The organism is Streptomyces sp. NPDC047042 (assembly GCF_040644035.1).
Taxonomy (GTDB): domain Bacteria; phylum Actinomycetota; class Actinomycetes; order Streptomycetales; family Streptomycetaceae; genus Streptomyces.
The window spans coordinates 23,671-43,483 of sequence record NZ_JBEYVP010000010.1 but is presented as its reverse complement, the minus strand read 5'-3'; the positions used below and the strand labels follow the sequence as shown (position 1 = coordinate 43,483).

At 70.8% G+C, this 19,813-nt stretch carries 20 protein-coding genes; 13 read left to right on the top strand and 7 right to left on the bottom strand.

Translation table 11 applies throughout. The annotated features are described in order from the left end of the window. The first annotated feature begins 85 nt into the window (after positions 1-85). Both ABZ855_RS13360 and ABZ855_RS13355 read left to right on the top strand, forming a co-directional pair. Positions 86-1,735, top strand: a complete 1,650-nt coding sequence (locus ABZ855_RS13360) for a DNA repair helicase XPB (protein WP_360805677.1) — start codon at positions 86-88, stop codon at positions 1,733-1,735. Between the two features lie 81 nt (positions 1,736-1,816). Next, positions 1,817-2,098 carry a hypothetical protein gene (locus ABZ855_RS13355; RefSeq protein ID WP_360805674.1) on the top strand — a complete coding sequence of 94 codons (282 nt, stop codon included), beginning with the start codon at positions 1,817-1,819 and terminating at the stop codon, positions 2,096-2,098. A gap of 10 nt (positions 2,099-2,108) precedes the next feature. On the opposite strand, the gene ABZ855_RS13350 is transcribed toward ABZ855_RS13355, so the two are convergent. Further along, the gene (locus tag ABZ855_RS13350; protein WP_360805671.1) at positions 2,109-2,303 is read right to left on the bottom strand and encodes a hypothetical protein; all 195 of its coding nucleotides are present in this window, start codon (positions 2,301-2,303) and stop codon (positions 2,109-2,111) included. Positions 2,304-2,614: 311 nt separating this feature from the next. Here ABZ855_RS13350 and ABZ855_RS13345 point away from each other — a divergent pair, with 311 nt between their 5' ends. The 3 genes from ABZ855_RS13345 (at position 2,615) to ABZ855_RS13335 (ending at position 9,049) form a co-directional block, all read left to right on the top strand. After that, on the top strand, positions 2,615-4,669 hold the full coding sequence (locus tag ABZ855_RS13345) for an ATP-binding domain-containing protein (protein WP_360805668.1): 2,055 nt from the start codon (positions 2,615-2,617) through the stop codon (positions 4,667-4,669). 163 nt (positions 4,670-4,832) lie between these two features. Further along, positions 4,833-5,204, top strand: a complete 372-nt coding sequence (locus ABZ855_RS13340) for a hypothetical protein (protein WP_360805665.1) — start codon at positions 4,833-4,835, stop codon at positions 5,202-5,204. After that, positions 5,201-9,049, top strand: coding sequence for a WD40 repeat domain-containing protein (locus ABZ855_RS13335; RefSeq protein WP_360805662.1), 3,849 nt, complete (start codon positions 5,201-5,203; stop codon positions 9,047-9,049). The genes ABZ855_RS13340 and ABZ855_RS13335 overlap by 4 nt, the downstream gene beginning before the upstream one ends. A 6-nt stretch (positions 9,050-9,055) precedes the next feature. On the opposite strand, the gene ABZ855_RS13330 is transcribed toward ABZ855_RS13335, so the two are convergent. Further along, entirely contained in the window at positions 9,056-9,748 is a 693-nt protein-coding gene (locus tag ABZ855_RS13330; protein WP_360805659.1) for a copper homeostasis protein CutC, read from the bottom strand. Between the two features lie 94 nt (positions 9,749-9,842). Next, positions 9,843-10,538, bottom strand: a complete 696-nt coding sequence (locus tag ABZ855_RS13325) for a maleylpyruvate isomerase family mycothiol-dependent enzyme (protein ID WP_360805656.1) — start codon at positions 10,536-10,538, stop codon at positions 9,843-9,845. Positions 10,539-10,584: 46 nt separating this feature from the next. Here ABZ855_RS13325 and ABZ855_RS13320 point away from each other — a divergent pair, with 46 nt between their 5' ends. Both ABZ855_RS13320 and ABZ855_RS13315 read left to right on the top strand, forming a co-directional pair. Beyond that, positions 10,585-11,295, top strand: coding sequence for a hypothetical protein (locus tag ABZ855_RS13320; RefSeq protein ID WP_360805653.1), 711 nt, complete (start codon positions 10,585-10,587; stop codon positions 11,293-11,295). Positions 11,296-11,351: 56 nt separating this feature from the next. Then, complete coding sequence (locus ABZ855_RS13315; RefSeq protein ID WP_360805650.1) at positions 11,352-12,464, top strand: GNAT family N-acetyltransferase; 1,113 nt, start codon at positions 11,352-11,354, stop codon at positions 12,462-12,464. Here the strand turns inward: ABZ855_RS13315 and ABZ855_RS13310 are convergent. Further along, positions 12,446-12,754 carry a DUF4031 domain-containing protein gene (locus tag ABZ855_RS13310; RefSeq protein WP_360805647.1) on the bottom strand — a complete coding sequence of 103 codons (309 nt, stop codon included), beginning with the start codon at positions 12,752-12,754 and terminating at the stop codon, positions 12,446-12,448. The genes ABZ855_RS13315 and ABZ855_RS13310 overlap by 19 nt on opposite strands. Further along, positions 12,751-13,161, bottom strand: coding sequence for a hypothetical protein (locus tag ABZ855_RS13305; protein ID WP_360805644.1), 411 nt, complete (start codon positions 13,159-13,161; stop codon positions 12,751-12,753). The genes ABZ855_RS13310 and ABZ855_RS13305 overlap by 4 nt, the downstream gene beginning before the upstream one ends. A 55-nt stretch (positions 13,162-13,216) precedes the next feature. Here ABZ855_RS13305 and ABZ855_RS13300 point away from each other — a divergent pair, with 55 nt between their 5' ends. The 6 genes from ABZ855_RS13300 (at position 13,217) to ABZ855_RS13275 (ending at position 19,306) form a co-directional block, all read left to right on the top strand. Further along, entirely contained in the window at positions 13,217-14,158 is a 942-nt protein-coding gene (locus tag ABZ855_RS13300; RefSeq protein ID WP_360805641.1) for a MurR/RpiR family transcriptional regulator, read from the top strand. A gap of 56 nt (positions 14,159-14,214) precedes the next feature. Next, positions 14,215-15,162 carry an N-acetylmuramic acid 6-phosphate etherase gene (murQ, locus tag ABZ855_RS13295; RefSeq protein ID WP_360805638.1) on the top strand — a complete coding sequence of 316 codons (948 nt, stop codon included), beginning with the start codon at positions 14,215-14,217 and terminating at the stop codon, positions 15,160-15,162. 85 nt (positions 15,163-15,247) lie between these two features. Continuing rightward, positions 15,248-15,781, top strand: a complete 534-nt coding sequence (locus ABZ855_RS13290; RefSeq protein ID WP_360805635.1) for a GNAT family N-acetyltransferase — start codon at positions 15,248-15,250, stop codon at positions 15,779-15,781. A gap of 132 nt (positions 15,782-15,913) precedes the next feature. Then, complete coding sequence (locus ABZ855_RS13285; protein ID WP_360805632.1) at positions 15,914-16,504, top strand: hypothetical protein; 591 nt, start codon at positions 15,914-15,916, stop codon at positions 16,502-16,504. A gap of 228 nt (positions 16,505-16,732) precedes the next feature. Further along, positions 16,733-18,823 (top strand): cell wall-binding repeat-containing protein, encoded by a 2,091-nt coding sequence (locus tag ABZ855_RS13280; RefSeq protein WP_360805629.1) that lies wholly within the window; start codon positions 16,733-16,735, stop codon positions 18,821-18,823. A 192-nt stretch (positions 18,824-19,015) separates the two neighbouring features. After that, a complete protein-coding gene (locus ABZ855_RS13275; protein WP_360805626.1) occupies positions 19,016-19,306 on the top strand; it encodes a DUF6355 family natural product biosynthesis protein in 291 nt (96 codons plus the stop codon). A 36-nt stretch (positions 19,307-19,342) separates the two neighbouring features. On the opposite strand, the gene ABZ855_RS13270 is transcribed toward ABZ855_RS13275, so the two are convergent. Next, the gene (locus ABZ855_RS13270; protein ID WP_360806298.1) at positions 19,343-19,537 is read right to left on the bottom strand and encodes a hypothetical protein; all 195 of its coding nucleotides are present in this window, start codon (positions 19,535-19,537) and stop codon (positions 19,343-19,345) included. Position 19,538: 1 nt separating this feature from the next. Beyond that, positions 19,539-19,772 (bottom strand): hypothetical protein, encoded by a 234-nt coding sequence (locus tag ABZ855_RS13265; protein WP_360805623.1) that lies wholly within the window; start codon positions 19,770-19,772, stop codon positions 19,539-19,541. Between the last annotated feature and the right edge of the window lie 41 nt (positions 19,773-19,813).

Below are 19,813 nucleotides of genomic sequence, written 5' to 3'. Positions count from 1 at the left end.
GCGCCCCGCCGTGGCGTCCGCCGGTAGGGCACACTGGACGTTTGGCCGTTTGGCTGTAGGCCGTGCGGAAGGGATGTGCACGTACGTGAATGGTCCTCTCATCGTCCAGTCGGACAAGACCCTGCTCCTGGAGGTCGACCACGAGCAGGCCGGCGACTGCCGTCGGGCCATCGCGCCGTTCGCGGAGCTGGAGCGGGCGCCGGAGCACATCCACACCTACCGGGTGACCCCGCTGGGCCTGTGGAACGCGCGGGCCGCCGGGCACGACGCCGAGCAGGTCGTCGACGCGCTCGTGCAGTACAGCCGCTATCCCGTGCCGCACGCGCTGCTCGTCGACGTCGCCGAGACGATGGACCGCTACGGGCGCCTCACCCTGAGCAAGCACCCCACGCACGGACTGGTCCTGACGACCACCGACCGTCCCGTGCTCGAGGAGATCCTGCGCTCCAAGCGGATCACACCGCTCGTCGGCGCCCGGCTCGACCCTGACACCGTCGCCGTGCACCCGTCCGAGCGCGGACAGATCAAGCAGGTGCTGCTGAAGCTGGGCTGGCCGGCCGAGGACCTCGCCGGGTACGTCGACGGCGAGGCGCATCCGATCGACCTGGCCGAGGACGGGTGGGCGCTGCGCCCGTACCAGCAGCAGGCCGTGGAGAACTTCTGGCACGGCGGCAGCGGAGTCGTCGTACTCCCCTGCGGTGCGGGAAAGACGCTGGTCGGGGCCGGGTCCATGGCCCAGGCGAAGGCCACCACCCTCATCCTCGTCACCAACACCGTCTCGGCCCGGCAGTGGAAGCACGAGCTGGTGAAGCGGACGTCGCTGACCGAGGACGAGATCGGCGAGTACAGCGGTACGCGCAAGGAGATCCGGCCGGTCACCATCGCGACGTACCAGGTGCTCACGACCAGGCGTAAGGGCGTCTACCCGCACCTGGAGCTGTTCGACTCGCGGGACTGGGGGCTGATCATCTACGACGAGGTGCATCTGCTGCCCGCGCCCGTCTTCAAGTTCACCGCCGATCTCCAGGCCCGGCGGCGGCTCGGTCTCACCGCGACCCTCGTACGGGAGGACGGGCGCGAGTCGGACGTCTTCTCGCTCATCGGGCCGAAGCGATTCGACGCGCCCTGGAAGGAGATCGAGGCGCAGGGCTACATCGCGCCCGCCGACTGTGTAGAGGTCAGGGTCAACCTGACGGAGTCGGAGCGGCTCGCGTACGCCACCGCCGAGACCGAGGAGAAGTACCGCTTCTGTGCGACCACCGCGACCAAGCGGAAGGTCACGGAGGCGATCGTGCGGCGCTTCGCCGGCCAGCAGATCCTCGTGATCGGCCAGTACATCGACCAGCTCGACGAACTGGGCGAGCACCTGAACGCGCCGGTCATCAAGGGCGAGACCCCGAACTCGCAGCGCGAGAAGCTCTTCGACGCGTTCCGGGAGGGCGAGATCAGCGTGCTGGTCGTGTCCAAGGTCGCGAACTTCTCCATCGACCTGCCGGAAGCCACCGTCGCCATCCAGGTCTCGGGCACGTTCGGGTCGCGGCAGGAGGAGGCGCAGCGCCTTGGGCGCGTGCTGCGGCCGAAGGCCGACGGCCACAAGGCCCACTTCTACTCGGTGGTCGCCCGCGACACCATCGACCAGGACTTCGCCGCCCACCGCCAGCGCTTCCTGGCGGAACAGGGCTACGCGTACCGGATCGTGGACGCGGACGAGCTGCTGGCGTCCGAGGAGGGCTGAACGCCGCCCGCACAGTCCGTACGCCTCGGTAGGCTGGCTCTCACTGGACGAGCCACGGCAAGCCACGGCAAGGAGGACCACATGCCTCATGAGGACGTCTACGAGGTGCTCTACACCGAGCCGGCGGCCCGGGACCGCGACCGTCTGGACCCGGTGCGCAGGGCCACGCTCGACAAGGCGATCACGATACTGGCCCGCGATCCGTACACCGAGGTCTCCCGTGCGATCGGTGTCGGTGAGCAGGACCGCGAGATCCGGCTGACTTCGCAGATCGTGGCGGAGTACATGGTGTCCCGGGGGCGTCTGCTGCTCGTGATGCTCCGGATCTTCGACGACGCGGACATCCTGCTGCCCGAGGACTGACCCCGGTCGCTCACCGGCGGCGAACGCCCGCCTGCTCGCCGTACTCGCCGAGGAGTACGACGCTCAGGGCCGCGCCCGCGAACACCCGGACGGCGCGCAGGGCGTCGCCAACGGGGTGGCGGTGGCCGCCCCGCAGGGGGGTGGCGCCGGAGCGGGCGGAAGCCACGGGGGCTACGGACGCGGGGGTGAAGGCTGCTGCGCTCATGTGTCCATGGTTGCTTCCGGCGCCGCCGATGCCATCGGCCTGCGGGTCCAACCTTCGTCGTCCCTCCGTACGACCCCGGGTGGACGTATCCCCCACAGGAAGGGGAGTCCGTCCCCTAGGGGACGACAGGCGTCGTACGCGGGCCCCGCCGAAATTGATTGGCCTCCCCCCGCTTCCGTCCCCTAAGATCTCCGCTCTTGCCCGCCTCCCTCTCGCGGAGTGCCGCCGCCCGGACGGAAACCGGTCGGCTGTCTATGTCACCCGAGCAGCAGCTCCGCCGCGAGCCGCGGCAGGTATCCGGAGGCACCCCCTTGTCCAGCCCCGTTCCCGACCCCCTTTCCGACGACCCCCTCGGCCGCGAACGCGCCCACCTCACCGCCTCCCGGGCGGCCCTGCGTGCCATGCGGGAGGACGCGGAGTCCCTCGACATCGCGGACGTCACCGCGAACTGGGTCAACGCGGCGGTCCTCTCCCGTCAGATCGAGGAACGGATCAAGGCCCTCGCCGACCTCAGCCACACCCCGCTGTTCTTCGGCCGCCTCGACTATCTGCACGCTCCCGGCGCCGAGCAGGCCGAGGGCGCGGAGGGCGAGCAGTTCTACATCGGGCGGCGGCATGTCCACGACGCCGACGGGGACCCCATGGTCATCGACTGGCGTGCGCCCGTGTCCCAGCCGTTCTACCGGGCGTCGAAGAAGGACCCGATGGACGTCGGTCTGCGCCGCCGGTTCGGCTACACCAGCGGGGACCTCACGGCGTACGAGGACGAGCATCTGTCCGACCCCAGCGAGACAGCGGCCACCAGCAAGCTGCTCCAGCAGGAGATCGAGCGGCCGCGTGTGGGCCCGATGCGTGACATCGTGGCGACCATCCAGCCCGAGCAGGACGAGATCGTCCGCAGCGGGCTCGGCGGGTCGGTGTGTGTGCAGGGGGGTCCCGGCACCGGGAAGACGGCCGTCGGTCTGCACCGGGTCGCGTATCTCCTCTACGCCCACCGGGAGCGGCTGGCCCGTACCGGCACCCTCGTCATCGGGCCGAACCGCTCCTTCCTCCAGTACATCGAGCAAGTGCTGCCCGCCCTGGGCGAGTTGGAGGTCAAGCAGGCCACCGTCGACGATCTGGTGGCCCATGTCGAGGTGCGCGGCACGGACGACGCGGCGGCGGCCGTCATCAAGGGCGACGCGCGGATGGCGGAGGTGCTGCGCAGGGCCGTCCACTCCCATGTGACCCTGCCGACCGAGCCCGTGGTCGTCGTACGGGGGTCGCGTCGCTGGCGCATCCCGGCGTACGAACTCGAGGGTGTCGTACGGGAGTTGCTGGACCGGGGCATCCGTTACGGCGCCGCCCGCGAGGCCCTGCCGCAGCGCATCGCGCATCTGGTGCTGGTGCAGATGGAACGGTCGGGCGAGGCACCCGACGACCGCGTGCAGGACTCCGTGGCCCGCAACGCGGCGGTGAAGGCGGCCGTGAAGACCCTGTGGCCGCCCGTCGACCCCGCGAAACTCGTCCTGCGCCTGCTCACCGACGCCGATTTCCTCGCCGTCCACGCGGCCGGAGTCCTGGACGCGGACGAGCAGAAGGAGATCCTCTGGGCGAAGCCCGTACGGTCGGTGAAGTCGGCCAAGTGGTCAGCGGCGGACGCGGTGTTGATCGACGAGACGACCGACCTGGTCCAGCGCACGCACTCGCTCGGGCATGTCGTCCTGGACGAGGCGCAGGACCTCTCCCCGATGCAGTACCGGGCGGTGGGCCGCCGCTGCACGACCGGTTCGGCGACGGTCCTCGGCGACCTCGCGCAGGGCACCACGCCCTGGGCGACCCGGAGTTGGGCCGAGGCACTGGCCCACCTGGGCAAGCCGGAGGCGGTGATCGAGGAACTGACGGCCGGTTTCCGCGTCCCGACGGACGTCATCACGTACGCCTCCCGGCTGCTGCCGCACATCGCGCCGGGGCTGACGCCGGTGGCGTCGGTCCGCGAGAACCCCGGATTCTTCGACGTGCGGTCGATCAGCGACACGTCCGAAGTGGTGGGCGCCTGCGAGGAGTTGCTGCGCAACGAGGGCTCGACGGGCCTGATCGCGGCGGACGCCCGCATCCCCGCCCTCGCCGAGGCGCTGACGGCGGCGGGCATCGGCCACCTCTCCCCGGGCGAGGAGACGACGTACGAGACCCGGCTGACGCTGGTACCGGCGTCGCTGGCGAAGGGCCTGGAGTACGACTACGTGGTCCTGGACGAACCCCGGGCCGTGGTGGACGGCGAACCCGACGAACGCACCGGCCTACGACGCCTGTACGTGGCCCTGACCCGAGCGGTGTCGGGGCTGATCGTGACGCACGCGGCTGCATTGCCACCGCAGCTGGCCTAGCCACCCAGCGTTCTTTCAGCTTCAACCAAGCCACCCCTCTCACTGGGTCGTTGACGCGAGACAATGACCCAAAAGGAGTACTATTTTCCCTAAAGTAACAATTGCGGGGTTGATGGCAATGGATCCGATCGCAACATCGGCAGCCACGGCCTTGGTGGGCGCGATGACCAGCGAAGCCTGGCAGCAGATACGGACGGCCTTCGTGGACTGGTGGCGTCGCGTCCGCCCCGCCGACGCCGACCGCGTGAACGCAGAGCTGGACGAATCACAGCGCCGCCTGGACGAGGACAGGACGACGGAGGCAGCACTGGTCGCCACCTGGCAAAGTCGGCTGGAATCCCTGCTGGCCGAGAACCGAGCGCTGGCTGACCAGTTGACTCACTTGGTCGACATGGCCGAACAGGCCAAGCGGCACAGCCCGCGCATGCGCAGTGAAACCGGCGACCGTGCCGGAACCCTGGAGCAGAGTGCCGAGGCGTCCGGACAGAGCCGGGTCTATCAGGCCGGGCGTGATCAACACATCCACGAGCCATGACTCCCGCCGACAGAGCACCACACGGCATCGGCGGCGGGCCCCCCGTCAGTAGCGAGGAAATTCTGCGCGGTGAGGAGATCCGCCTCCAGGCGAACGCCTCGGACCGGGCCAGGATCTACCAGGCCCGCCGGGACATGTTCGTCGCCGAACGGGACCTGCATCTGCACTATGAGGACGGCGTCCGCTCGGCCCGCAAGGTGCTCACTGCTTCGGCGTCCCAGGAGTGCCCGTATCCCGGTCTGTCCGCATTCGGCACCGACCAGGCGCAGTGGTTCTTCGGGCGGGACAAGCTGGTGGCGAAGCTGTTGGTCCGCCTCGACGCCTGCCTCGCGGTGGGCGGCGCGTTGGTCGTCGTCGCCCCTTCCGGAGCCGGGAAGTCCTCACTGCTCAGGGCGGGTCTGCTTGCCGAGCTGAAGCGAGGCGTGCTGCCCGGGTCCGCGCAGTGGCCACGAGTGTGGCTGACACCGACCTCCCAGCCAATGGCGGCGCTGCGCGGCCAGTTGTGGGAAATCATGGGCAGCGGAGCGGACGGTTCCCCCGTCCTACAGACGGACGCACTGCGCCGCGCACTCGCGCGTGGACCCACGGAACGTCGCGTGATCGTGATCGTCGACCAGTTGGAGGAACTGTTCACGCTCTGCCCCGACAAACAGGAGCGGCGGGACTTTCTGGACCTGATCCTCAGCCTCGCTGACCCAGGCCCGGACGGCGAGCCCCCGCTCGGCCTGGTCGTCTTCGGCCTGCGCTCGGACTTCTACTCCCAGTGCGCCGCCCACCCCGGCCTTCTGGACGCCGTGGAACGCAACCAGGTGGTCGTGGGACCGCTGTCCCAGGAGGGGGTGCGGGAGGCGATCCTGTACCCCGCCCGCGCGGTCGGACTGGACGTCCAACCGGGGCTGATACAGATCCTGCTGCACGACCTGGGCACGACGGAGGACGGAGCCCACGGCACGGGCGCCTACGAGATCGGGCGACTCCCCCTGCTGGCCCATGCCCTGCGGGCCACCTGGCTGCGCCGCGCGGGCCATGTCCTCACCGTCGAGGGCTACGAGTCGACCGGCGGCATCGCGAACAGCGTGACGGCCGAGGCAGACCGCTGGTTCCACCGGCTGGAGCCGCCGGCGCAGGAGACCGCGCAGTCCGTGTTCCTGCGCCTGGTCAAGTTCGGTGAGCGGGGCGCCAGGGACACCCGGCGCCCGGTGCGCTACGACGAACTGCTGAGCCACTGCGCACGCCCGGAGGAAGCCGCCGAGGTGGTCGAGAGGTTCACCCAGGGCCGACTACTGACCCGGGAACAGGACAGGGTCACCATCACCCACGAGGTCCTCCTCCGGGCCTGGTCACATCTACGGCAGTGGATCCGCGAGCACCGCGTCCGCTACCTGACCCAACAACGACTGGAGGACGCGGCGGCCGCGTGGCAGGAGGCCGGTCGGGACACCGGGATGCTCTACCGGGGCGGCCGCCTGGAGGAGGCCCGCGCCCTGGCAGAGGGAGGCGACGAGGACGAGAACGGGGAGCGGGGCAGGCTTGGTTCGGTGGCGTCGGAGTTCCTGGCTGTTTCCGTACGGCACTGGAGACGCAGTCGGCTGATACGGCACGGGGTCATCGCCTGCCTGAGTGTGCTGGCGGTGCTCGCCGCACTGTCGGCTGTCATGGCCGTCTTGCAGAGCGGTGAGGCGGAGAACGAGCGCGACGCCAGGATCCTTGGCGTGGTCAGGGCCAACGCGACCCAGTTGCGTGCCACGAATGCCTCGCTCGCCGCCCAACTGGACTTGGTGGCCCACCGCATCAAACCCGATGAGTCGACCGGGGTCGACCTGCTCAGCACCCAGAACCTGCCACTGTCCACGGTGCTGACCGGCCACCAGAGCGAGGTGAACGTCGTGGACTTCAGCCCGGACGGCCGCGTGCTGGCGAGCGCGGACGACGACGGCGTGATCCGCTTGTGGAACACCGCTCGACAGGGCCACGCCGCCGCACTGGGCGATCCTCTGCAGGGCTTCACGGAGAGGGTATGGGGGCTTGTCTTCAGCCCCCGCAGGCATTTCCTGGCGGCAGGGGGAGAGGACGACACCATCCGCTTCTGGGACGTTCACGATCCCCGCCACCCCACGGACCTCGGTGGTCCGGTCAAGGTGGGCGGTGGCGGGGTGTACCGGCTCGCAATCAGTCCCGATGGACGCTCTCTGGCGGCGGGGGGCGCGGACGGCCGTATCCGCATCTGGGACGTCACAGAACCCGGCGCCCCGAAGCCGATGCCACGGCCGTTGACCGGTGCCAATGTCGATCATTGGGTAAGCAGTGTCACCTTCAGCCCGGACAACAGGCTGCTGGCGTCCGCTGCAAGCGACGGATCGGTACGGCTGTGGCGGGTGACGGACCCGAAGCATCCGTCACCCGTCGGCCGGCTACCGGACCGCATCTCCTCCTCTGCCAACTGGGTCGATTTCAGTGCGGACAGTCGGACGTTGGCCGCGGCCGGCGATGACTCGGCAGCCCGCCTATGGGATGTGACGATTCCAGACAAGCCAGTCCGCATCAGCCCTCTTTACGGCAACGACGCCGTCCAAGCGGTGGCCTTCTCCCCAAGCCGCGACCTGATGGCCTACGGCGGCGATGACGCCTCCGTCTGGCTGGCCAACGTGAAGTCCCCCGACACCGCGCTGGATGTCACTCCAGCCCTGAAGGGTCACGCAGGACATGTGCTGGCACTTGCCTTCGACCCCACCGGCACGAGGTTGGCCAGCGCCGGCGCCGACCACACCGTCAGGCTGTGGACGATCCCGCGCACGCTCCTCACTGGCCACAGCGATTCCGTCGCGACGCTGGCCCTGAGCCAGGACGGGCATCTCCTGGCCTCGGCCGGATGGGACAACACCGCACGTCTCTGGGACGTCAGCGACCAGGACGATCCCCGCCGCCTGAACGGGTCGATCCCCGGCGTCATGCCGTACGTCGGCGCCATCGCCTTCGAACCCGGTGGAAAGGTACTCGCCATCGTCACCGGACACGAGGTGCAGTTGTGGGACGTCACCGATCGGGACAGGCCCCGTCATCTGGGACGTGCTCCCCGTGCCGCCAGTGACTTCCTGAGCGTGGCGTTCACCCCCGACGGGAACACCTTGGTCGGCGGCAAACTCAACGGAGAAGTCACCCTGTGGAACGTCTCTGATCCGTCGGACCCGAAGGCCGTCGCCAACTTGGACACGGGCACGAAGAGTGGGATAAACCGGGCGATCGTCAGTCCGGATGGCCGTACACTCGCCGCCGTGTCAGCGGTCGGCAGCGCACATTTCTGGGACATCGGCGATCCCGCCCGCGCCAAGACACTGGGCGAACCCCTGCAAGTCAGCCAAGAACCGCTTAACTCAGTCGCGTTCGCCCCGGACGGCCGCACACTCGTCACCTCCGGCGAGGACACCAAGATCCGGTTGTGGGACCTGGCCGATCCTGCTCGGCCCAAGCAACTCGGGAAGGACCTGACAGATCACACCGGAGCCGTCAAGGGCCTGGCCTTCACTCGGGACGGCCATCGCCTGATCAGCGGCGGAACTTCAGACTCCACGATCCGACTGTGGGACATCCCCCAGGACCCGGCGCACGTGCAACCCCACGGAGGACCGGTGACCGGGCTTCTCGATTACATCAACGCAATTGCGCTCTCCCCTGACGGCCGCGTCCTGTTCATCGCAAACGGAGACTCCACCATACGCGTCCTGCCCCTGACCACGGACAAGGCCATTGACTACATCTGCCGGGCCACCGGAAACCTGCTGACGCCCAAGCTGTGGCGGATGCACGTCCCAGATCTCCCCTACGATCCCCCCTGCGCCGAGAACTGATGCCCCTCACCCTCGGCCCAGAACCTCCCGCCACTCCCCCACGGCCCCCGCCGAAACCGGCCCTCCCCAACCCCCCGGCCGAGCAGCCCCGCCGATATGGAACGCATCGATCCCGGCATTCCGAAGCTCAGCCACATGTTCGAGTCGCAAGCCTCCCCCGACCAGAATCGTCTGCTCGTACCCCGGTTCCCCGCCCCGCCGAGCCTCCGCCAGCAGTGTCGGCAGCCCCTCCTCCACTCCCCTCGCCGCCCCCGCCGTGAGGTAGGTGTCCAGGCCGGGCATCCCGTACAACTGCTTGCGCAACGCGTCCCGGTCGGCCGCGCGGTCGATCGCGCGGTGGAAGGTCCAGCGGCAGCCGTCCAGCGCGTCTACCACCCGCTCCACCGCATCGAGGTCCACACCCCCGTCCGCACCCAGGAACCCGAGCACGAACTCCTCGGCCCCCGCCGCCCGCAGTTCCCCGGCCACCCCCACCAGCCGGTCGACGTCTCCCGCGGCAAACCCGTCCGCGAGCCGCAGCATCACACGCAACGGAATGTCCACGGCGGCCCGGATCCCGGCGAAGGCCCCGACGGTCGGGGTCAGGCCGTCCGCCGCCATGTCGGCGACCAGTTCGAGTCGGTCCGCACCCCCGGCCTGGGCGGCGACGGCGTCCTCGACATCGAGGGCGATCACCTCCAGCACAGCACGCTGGCTCATCGGACCCCTTCCTCTGGGTTCCCTCTGGCTCGACAGGAGCAACGACAGGTCTAGTCCAATCAGAGGGTACGCCCATGAGCCCCGGGCCCGTCACTCACCCGCCGCCGTACATGTTCAACTCCGCCGCCTCGACCCCGGCGAGCTCGTAGGACCCGGCGGCCCCCGCGCCCGCCGCCGGCCTCCCCGCGTACAGCCGCACCAGCGTGGCCCCGTCCCCGATGTACCGCCCCGGCGTCCGGACCCCCGACACATCCCCCAGCCGCAACGGCTCGTCCAGCTCGTCGACATCGGCGTGGAGCGGCACCAGCCCCCGCTCCCGGCTCAGCCGCGCGAGCAGCGCCAGCGCGTAAGGAAGGCCGGGCCCCGCGTAGGCCCCGGGCTCACCGAGGGCCTCCCGTACATCCCCGGCGTGCACCCACTCCCCCAGCGCGAGCCCGTCCAGGGTCCCGTCGCCCCCGGCGAGCACAGCCCCGGCCTCGGTCATCCCCTTCTCCAGCTCGTCCAGGACGCGGGCGTTCGTCCAGTCGCCGCGCTCGGCGATGTCCCGCTGGTTCGACTCGGGCGAGAAGATTCCCTTCTCCAGCCGCCCCTCGACCACCCGGGTCAGCGCGGCCGAACAGTGCGCGAGCACCTCCCGCACGGTCCACTCGGGACACCCGGCGGTCACAATCCCGAAGTCGGCCTCGGGCCTGCCCCGCAGCAGCGGGATCAGCGCGTCGCGCTCGACGGCCAGGAGCCGCCCGGGCAGCTCGGGGTCACGTACGTCATGAAGATCGGCAGAAGACGTCATGGGTCCCACGCTAGGGGCGGATCGAGCGGGACGGGAGAATGCCCCCATGCCCGACCAAGCCCGCCACGACGCCCCCGACGACGCGCACGCTCCCCTCCGCGCCCGCTGGACCCAGGCACTGGAGGCCGCCCGCGCCGCCCCCGGCGCCCCCTCTCACCCCGACCCCGTCCCCTACGCCGACAACCTCCTGGCCCGCTACCAGGAACCCCAGCGCCGGTACCACACCCTCACCCACCTCACCGCGGTCCTCGATCACATCGACGTGCTGGAGCGGACGTTCGAGGAGGCCGGGACACCGGTCCCCGACCTCGCCCTCGTCCGCCTCGCCGCCTGGTTCCACGACGCGGTGTACGCCCCCGACCGCTCCGAGAACGAGGAGCGCTCGGCCCGCCTCGCCGAACGCGCCCTTTCCGAGGCCGGGGTCTCACCGGAGGGCACCGCCGAGGTGGCTCGCCTGGTCCGTCTCACCGTCACCCATGCCCCCGGGCCCGACGACCTGGCCGGCCAGGTCCTGTGCGACGCGGACCTCGCGATCCTGGCCGCGCCCCAGGACACGTACGCCGCGTACACGGCCGCCGTACGCGAGGAGTACGCCTTCGTCCCGGAGGACGCCTTCAGGCAGGGCCGGGCGGACGTACTGCGCCAACTCCTCGACCTGCCAAGGCTGTTCTGGACCCCGTACGGAACGGAGCGTTGGGAGGAGGCGGCGCGGGCCAACATCGCGGCGGAGCTGGAGCGGCTTCGATCCCCGCTTTGATCCGTCCCCGCTTTAATCCGTGTCGGTCGGGGCACTCGACGCCCTATCCTCGCCGCATGTTGAGCACGGGTGGAAACGAAGTGGACGAGGCTGTCGCGAGCGCGGTGGCGCTGCTGCGGCCGGCGGTGGACCGGAACTGGGCGGAGGTCAAGGCGGGTCCCGTGGACTGGAGTTGCCGGAAGACCGCCGAGCACATCGTCATCGACCTCGTCATTTACGCCTCCCGGCTCGCGGGACGGACAGAGAGCGCGTACGTCCCGCTCAACATCAGCCTCGACAGCACCTACAGCGGGGCCCCCACCGACGACAAGGACATCAACGAGGGCATCCTCGAAGTCATCACGGCCACCGGCGCCCTGCTCACCGCGGCCATCCGCACCGCCCCCCGCGACGCGCGGGCCTTCCACCCGGCCCCCTACCGCAGCGCGAACCGTGAGGGCTTCGCCGCGATGGGCATCGCCGAAGTCCTGCTGCACGCCCACGACATGGCCGATGGCCTCGGGCTTCTGCCGTACGAACCGCCCGCGCATCTCGCGGAGTTCGTCCTCACCCGGATCTTCCCGAGCGTCCGCCCCGGCCCCGACCACTGGCAGACCCTGCTGTGGGCGGCCGGACGCGCCGACCTGCCCGGCCGCGCCCGACCCACCAGGTGGCACTGGACCAACAACCTCGTCCTCGACACCGAGCGCCTCCGCCTCGAGGGCGTAACCCCGGCGGCCGCCGCCGACCTGAGCGCGGGCGGCACCGGCGGCTTCGACTGGATCGAGGGCGGCCCCTTCGAGGGCACACGCGACGCCGCCGGAATGGTGGCCAAGGCATATCAAGCGGGCGTACACCGCCCGGAGTTCGGCCTGTACGTCCTCGTCCGGCGCGAGGACGACCGCGCGGTCGGCGGCATGGGCTTCCACGGCGCCCCCGACGAGGACGGCAAGGCCGAGGTCGGCTACGACCTCGCGGAACAGGCCCGCGGCAACGGCTACGCCACGGAGGCACTGCGCGCCCTGGCAGGGTGGGCGCTGGCCCGGGACGACGTACGCTCCTTGTTCGCGACCGTCGAACCGCACAACACCCCGTCCCAGGCGGTGATCACGCGGGTCGGATTCACGCCGGTGAGCGAGGAAGGGGAGGTCGGCGAAGACGGGCTCAGGGCCTACGAGTTGCGCGGCTGAGCCGGGGCGTCCGTTCCGCCCGGCCCCCCGCCCGGCCCCTTGCGTCTGCGCAACCCCGACCCGTGCAGCAGCCGGACCACCTCGCGGCTGCTGACCTCCACCGCCCCCGCCGCCACCACATCCCCGTACCGGTGCGACGGAATGTCGTAGTGGTCGCGCTCGAAGGCCCGGGCCGGTACCCCCAACTCCTCGGCGAACGCGTGCAGTTCCTCGTACGACACGTCGCTCACCAGGTGGGACCACAGACGGCCGTGGCCCGGCCAGGTGGGGGGATCTATGTAGACCGTCACGACGAGGCGACCCCGCCCGCAGCCCCGGCAGCCCCGAGTCCGCCGAGCGCCGCGACCCGTACCCCCGCCTTGTGGCACACCCACTGCGGGTCGGGGCCCAACTCCGGCTCGACCTCCAGGGCGTGCGGGTCGCCGGAGCCGCAGACCGGGCACAGGGGCCAGCGGCCGTACTTCTCCAGCAGGGCGTCCTGGACGTCCTGGGCGACAAGCCCGGCCACGAAGTCCGCGCCGTCCGGCCACTGCTCGACCCACCAGCGGCGCTGTACGACCGACTCCTCGACCATGGACACGACGTCCGCCTCGGCGACCTCGCGTGCGGCCAGGTCGGCGAGCACCAGGGCGCGTGCCGCGTGCAACGCCTGCTCCAGGGAGGTGATGGGGTTGGCGGGGCCGTCGGAGGGGGTCATGCACCCATTGTGCGCACTCTTGACCGCACCTCCGAACAGAAAATATCTTTCACATGTGAGCCGAGACGTGAAGGAAACTGCCGCCCCTCCCCCGCCGCCGCCCCCGCCCGCGCCCGCCGCCCTCGCCGCCAAGGTGCGCACCCTCGCGCCCTCCATGACCCGTTCCATGCAGCGCGTCGCCGAGACGGTCGCCGCGGACCCGGCCGGCTGCGCGGCCCTCACCGTCACCGGCCTCGCCGAGCTCACCGGCACCAGCGAGGCGACGGTCGTCCGTACGGCCCGGCTGCTCGGCTACCCCGGCTACCGCGACCTGCGTCTCGCGCTCGCCGGCCTCGCCGCCCACCAGCAGTCGGGGCGCTCCCCCGCCGTGACCGCCGACATCGCGGTGGACGACCCGATCTCCGAGGTCGTGGCGAAACTGGCGTACGACGAGCAGCAGACCCTCGCCGACACGGCCGCCGGCCTCGACATGGCCCAGCTGTCGGCCGCCGTCAGCGCACTCGCCGCCGCCCGCCGCGTCGACATCTACGGCGTCGGCGCCTCGGGCCTGGTCGCCCAGGACCTCGCCCAGAAGCTGCTGCGCATCGGACTGGTCGCGCACGCCCACAGCGACCCGCATCTCGCCGTCACCAACGCCGTGCAGCTGCGCGCGAAGGACGTCGCCGTCGCGATCACGCACTCCGGGTCGACCGGCGACGTCATCGAGCCGCTCCGGGTCGCCTTCGAGCGCTCGGCCACGACCGTCGCGATCACCGGGCGGCCCGACGGGCCCGTCACGCAGTACGCCGACCACGTCCTCACCACCTCCACGGCCCGCGAGAGCGAACTGCGCCCGGCGGCGATGTCCTCGCGCACCAGTCAACTCCTCGTCGTGGACTGCCTGTTCATAGGCGTGGCGCAACGGACGTACGAGACGGCCGCCCCCGCGCTCTCGGCCTCCTACGAGGCGCTCGCCCACCGCCACACCCCGCGCGGCGGCACGACCTCACGCCGCTAGGCCGCACGCCACAACCGACAGCAGCCGTACCGGAAGATCCGAAAGAGCCGCACGCCATGACCCCAACCGCTGACGCCTCCTCCAACTACCGTGCGCTGAAAGAGGAGTTGGAGACGCTGACGACGGAGGCGTTCCGCCCGGAGCTGGCCGAGATCGACCAGCTTCCCACCCTCGACATCGCCCGGCTCATGAACGCCGAGGACTCCACCGTCCCGGCCGCCGTCGCCGAACGCCTCCCGGAGATCGCCGCCGCGATCGACGCCCTGGCGGCCCGGATGGCACGCGGGGGCCGGCTCGTCTACGCGGGCGCGGGCACGCCGGGCCGGCTCGGCGTGCTGGACGCGTCCGAGTGCCCGCCCACCTTCAACACCGACCCCGCCCAGGTCACGGGCGTGATCGCGGGCGGCCCCGAGGCCATGGTCACCTCCGTGGAGGGCGCCGAGGACTCCAGGGAGCTCGCGGCGACGGACCTCGACGCGCTCGGCGTCACCACCCTGGACACGGTGGTCGGCATCTCGGCGTCCGGCCGTACCCCGTACGCGGTCGGCGCCGTCGAACACGCCCGCGCGCTGGGCGCGTTGACGATCGGCCTGTCCTGCAACGCGCACAGCCCGCTCGCCGCCGCGGCCGATCACGGCATCGAGATCGTCGTCGGACCGGAGCTGCTGACCGGCTCGACCCGGCTCAAGGCGGGCACCGCCCAGAAGCTCGTCCTCAACATGCTGTCGACGATCACGATGATCCGGCTCGGCAAGACGTACGGGAACCTGATGGTCGACGTACGGGCGTCGAACGACAAGCTCCGGGCGCGCTCCCGCCGGATCGTCGCCCTGGCGACCGGGGCGAGCGAGGAGGAGATCGAGGCGGCCCTCGCGGCGACGGGCGGGGAGACGAAGGACGCGATCCTGGTCCTCCTCGGCTCGGTCGACGGCCCGACGGCCACCCGGCTCCTCGCGGAGAACGACGGCCACCTGCGGGCGGCGCTGGCGGCCGCACCCCACTGATGACCCCACCGATGACCCCACCGATGACCCCACTGATGACCCTCTGATGCGGGCGCGCGTTCGCCGGTCGGGCAGGATGAGCGCCATGACCGAGATCCACACTCCCCGCCTCCTCCTCCGCCGCTGGACCGACGACGACCTCGTACCCCTGTCGGAGATCCTCGCGGACGCCCAGGTCATGCGCTGGATCGACGACGGCTCGGTACGCGACCTCGAGTACACGGCGGAGGCCATCGAGCGCTGGGAGGAGGAGTGGGACGAGGAGGGCTTCGGCCTCTTCGCCGTCGAACTCCTCGCCTCGGGCGAACTGGCGGGCGCGGTCGGCCTGTCCGTACCCGGCTTCCTGCCGGAGGCGGCGCACGAGGTGGCGATCAGCTGGCTGCTCGGCTCCCAGTTCTGGGGCCAGGGGTACGCATCCGAGGCCGCCCACGCCACCCTGGAGTTCGCCCTCCAGGACCGCGGCCTCGATCGCGTGATCAGCATCAGCAGGGCGGGCGACGAGGCCTCCGAGAACATCATCCGCAAGCTGGGCCTGACGGAGGAGCGGGTGACGACCCACCCGGTGTACGACCACCAGCTCCTCGTACACGCGATCGACCTGACGGAGTTCGAGGCATAGAGGCGGCCCGCCGCACGTTGTAAGTGACCTGTGCGACGGTGGAGACCACCACCCACAGAAACACTGCCCACAGAAACACTGCCCGCAGAACCACCGAGCGCAGCGCCCGCCGCCGAAGGGACGAAAGACACCGTGAACCACGCCCAGCTGACCGCCCTCGGGCGGGCCCTGCGCGTCCTCGGCGAGCACGGGGAAGCGCTCACCGGCGACACCACCGACGCGAAGCTGCACGAGATCAAGGCCGACCTGAACCGGGCCCTGGCGATCCTGGAGGACACGGTCACCGGCTCGGCGCCCACCACCCGCTGCGCCGAGCACCCGAACGGCCCGGTCGACAAGGACGCCGTCGACCTGTGCCTCCTGTGCGAGACCCGCCGCCGCAGCGCCCGCCGCTCCGAGCAGAACGGCGCCTACCCGCAGGCCCGCCCCACCGACCCGGACTCGGCGCCCCCCGAGCGCACGATGTCCCGCTACGGCGTCCGCGCGGACCGCCCCCAGCCCCAGCAGCGCTGGATCCCCGAGGTCTGGACCGGCCAGAACTGGCAGCTCTGCGGCACCCCACGCCGCGACCGCCTGGACGCCGAGCGCTACCTCTCCGCCGAACGCCGCTCCCCCCGCCCCGGAATCGCCTACCGCCTGGTCCACGAGTTCACCGACTTCGAGGTGCTGCGCATCTGGGGCACACCGATGAAGGTGGACATCGAGCCGATGGGCGATCTCTGAGCGTCGGCCCACGTCACGTTGTTCGCACGATGTTCGAAAAGCGCTTTCCAGTGGCCCCCGCGGCATCACATAATGTCCTGCCGCCGACTAGCGGTCACTGATTTGCGCCCGGGGCGCCGCGCGGGACGCGTCGGCGCCGGGGTGCACGGGCTGTACTTGCAGTACGCCGTGGTGGGGTGGGCCGAGACGCTCGGTGGCGATGATCCATCACTCTTTGGGGGGCCTTCCTTGAGTTCTCACACGCGCCGCAGTCTCGCGGCGCTCACCTCCGCTGCCGCGTTGGCGGCCGGCCTGCTCGGCGCCGTGGCACCGGGCGCGCAGGCCGCGACCGTGACGCCCGGTCAGATCGCCCTGTACGGCGGCAGCACCGGCATCGCGACCGTCAACTCGAACGGGACCGGCCTGCGTTCGGTCCCCAACATCCCGAACTACGGCTACACGCCGAACTGGGCGCCCGACGGCAGCCGACTGGTGGCCGGCTGGAGCCAGTTGGTCACCGGCCGGGTCAGCGGCAGCACCGCGCCGATCACTCTGCCGTGGGCGACCGGCGTGCGCTCCAGCGCGGCCTACGAGGACCCGACGTTCTGGCTGGACGGCCGGTACGTGGTGTTCAGCACGGGCGGCCAGCTCGTCTACGGGCCCTCGGACGGCTCATGGGCGCCGGAGCCGCTGCTGACGGACGCGCAGGAGCCGTCGACGGTGTGCGACGTGCACCCGACGGCGAGCCCCGCGGGCACGCTGGCCTTCGAGCGGCGCGACACCTACGGCTGCTACGAGAGCCTGGGCATCTGGACGTACAACCCGGACACCAGGGCGCTGAAGAGGATCATCACCTCCGGTTCCTCACCGGTGTTCTCGGCGGACGGCACCCAGCTGGTCTTCACCCGCCTGGTGGGCGAGTGGACCCAGCTGTTCACGGCCGACGCCAACGGCGCCAACGTCAAGCAGGTGACCACGGACGAGTCCGACCACACGGCCCCGAGCTGGGACCCCGCCGGCGGACGGATCGCCTACGAGGCGCACAGCTCGCACGCGGGCTGGTCCAGCGACGTACAGACGGTCCGCGTCCTCGACCTGGCGAGCGGGACCTCCACCCAGCTCACCGGGGCGGGCAAGGGCGCCAAGCCCGCGTGGCAGCCGCTGCGGAGAAACACCCTGGCCCGGGTCTACGGCACCGGTTCCATCGGAATCGACGGAGCCGCGTCCCGCTGGACGTTCGACAAGACGGGCGGCACGCACGAGCCCGGCCTGATCGCCGCCCGGTCCGCGGTGCTGGTCAACAAGGGCAACGCCACGTACTCGGCCCCGGCGCTCGCGCTGGCCGCCGAGAAGCAGGGTCCGGTCCTGCTGACCTCCGGGGGCCGGCTGGACAACACCGCGGCCGCGGAACTGAAGCGCTCGCTCCCCCGGGGCAGCTCTGTCTACCTCAACGGCGGCACCCGCGTCCTCGCCAACAACGTGGCCAACCAGGTGCGGGCACTCGGCTACAAGCCCGTACGCCTCGACGGCACGGACCTCTCCGGGCTGTCGGTCAGGGTCGCCAAGCAGATCACCTCGGCCCCGAGCTGGATCTTCGTCGCCGACGGCAACGAGTACCACGACCCGATCGCCGCCTCCGCCGCCGCCGGCGCGCTGGGATACCGCGGCAAGGGCGTGGTCCTGCTGACGAACGGCAAGAACGTCTCCGCCTCGATCAGGAACTACCTGAACGCCCTGAACCCGAACACCACGGGTCTGGTGACGGTCGGCTACAACGCCACCAAGGCGATCGAGAACGTCACCCTCAACAAGGTCTGGAACTTCTGGAGCATCGGCGGCAGGACCCACGAGGACGTCGCCGCCAACCTGGCCCGCTTCTGGTGGTCCTCGCCGAACTGGGCCACCGTCCAGGACACCTGGTCCTGGCAGAGCGCCATCGCCGGAGGCGCGGTCACCGCCACCTACGGCCCGGTGCTCTGGTCCTCCCGGGCCACGCTCTCGGCGCCGACCGCGTACTACCTGAGCCAGCGGGCCGCGAGCATCATGGGCGTGCAGGCCTTCGGCCCCAACGCGTCGTACCCGTCGGCCAACCGCACCGGCATCGGTTCCGCTATCGCGGCGAGCAGCGCCTGGACGACCACCCTGTGGGCGGCGGGCGGCGCGCTGCCCACGACGTCCGCCACGGCACGGTCCGCCCAGCTCTCACCCCTGACCGCAGCACCGGCCAAGCCCTCCGCGCCGTCCGCGTCCTCCGCGTCCGGCGCCGCCCGTCCGACGGCCGCCCTCGCGGTGGTCCCCGGTGAGCACCTGCCGGCGCCCGACTCGCACAGCGCCCGCTAGCCAGGCGGCGGGTGTGATGCCCCTGCGGCAGGCCGCAGGGGCATCACACCTGACCTGCCCGCGAGCGCGCAAACCTTGATCCACACGACCGGGTGAACCCCGTCCCTCGTCCGAGGCAATGTGGCGGATCGGCGACCCGATGATCATCGATGCTGCGGGTGTCCGAGTCATTCGTCCGCCAGGAGTACAGCCTTGAACGTCCGCCGCTTCCTGACCACCGCCCTCGCCGTCGTCGGCCCCCTGACCAGCGCCCTGGTCCTCGCCGTCGCCGCCCCCGCGGCCACGGCCGCCGCCAACCCCTGCGGGTACTACGCGACGGGCAGCGACGCGTACTACAACCACTGCACCAGCGACGGCTCGCACATCGTGATCGAGGTCGAGGTGTGGGGCCCGAACTACGAGAAGTGCGTCCTCCCGGGCGTCACCTGGCTCGGCAGCAGCAGCAAGGTCGACGGCGCGTTCTACACCGGCCGCACCTGTTGATCCACTGACGCGGGTCGACCGGGCGAGGAGGCCACCTCACGGCAGCCGCCCCTCCCGGTTGACCCGCCGCACCCGCGCCCGCAGCACCTCCCCCGGCGCCGCCTCCCTGAGCTCCTCCGGCGGACAGTCCCACTCGCACCCGCCACCCACGGGCCGCAGCTGCACGTACCCGCCCTCGCGCCCCATGACCTCCCCGATCCGCCCGTCGCGCACATCGAGGGCGTACGCCACCTCACGCACCCTCGTCGCCGCCCACGGCCAAGCCCTCCAGCACGGCGGCGAGCCGCGTCGCCGTACGGACGTTGCAGCGCCCGAGAACGACCAGCGCGAAGGGCTCGCCGCCGGCTTCGCTCACCGGGTCGACGCCCAGCGACGGCAGGGCGACCCCGACCTCCTTGAGCGCGGCCCGCAACCGCACCACGATCTCCTCGGTCGACTGCAACCGCCCGTTCGACAGCAGCTCCATCGCGCCTGTTCCTCTCCACTCTGAGTGTTCGCGTTCTCCAC